The sequence below is a fragment of the Ligilactobacillus pobuzihii E100301 = KCTC 13174 genome, assembly GCF_000349725.1.
In the GTDB taxonomy this organism is placed as follows: Bacteria; Bacillota; Bacilli; order Lactobacillales; family Lactobacillaceae; genus Ligilactobacillus; species Ligilactobacillus pobuzihii.
In genome coordinates, this window is sequence record NZ_APCP01000087.1 from 1 (window position 1) to 488 (window position 488).

Annotated in this window: 1 protein-coding gene; it reads left to right on the forward strand. The window is 41.8% G+C overall.

The features are described from left to right. Positions 1-488: IS982 family transposase (locus LACPOB_RS0101230; RefSeq protein ID WP_017867022.1), on the forward strand; the 488-nt coding region annotated here is incomplete at both ends.

Below are 488 nucleotides of genomic sequence, written 5' to 3' on the forward strand. Positions count from 1 at the left end.
GCCTACAAATGACGACCAACATGCAATCACAACGTAAATTTTTCGCATGGGCTAAGCTGTTTATCCCGAATCAGGTTACCTTTGACCGCACTCGCTTTAATCGACGGGCACATCAACTTTTGCCTGTCATTATGGCGCTGCGTCACGGTTTAACCCAGGAATACGCACAAACTGGGCAAATCGCAATCATTGACAGCCTGCCCAATCCCTTGTGTCAAAAAGTTAGAAATAAGCGTGTCAAAATTTTTTCTGAAATAGCTGATATCGGGTACAATGCCACCAAAACCATGTATTTTTACGGGTTCAAAACCCATGTAGCTGTGACAACCACTGGTTACATTTTAAACTACGATATAACACCAGCTTCAGTTCATGATACTAAAGCTGCGTCAACTTTAATTGACGGTTGTCCTTGTCCCTTTGTTTTAGGTGATGTAGGTTATGTTGGTCAAAGTCTAAAAGAAGAATTCGCTCAGTTAGGGTATGAT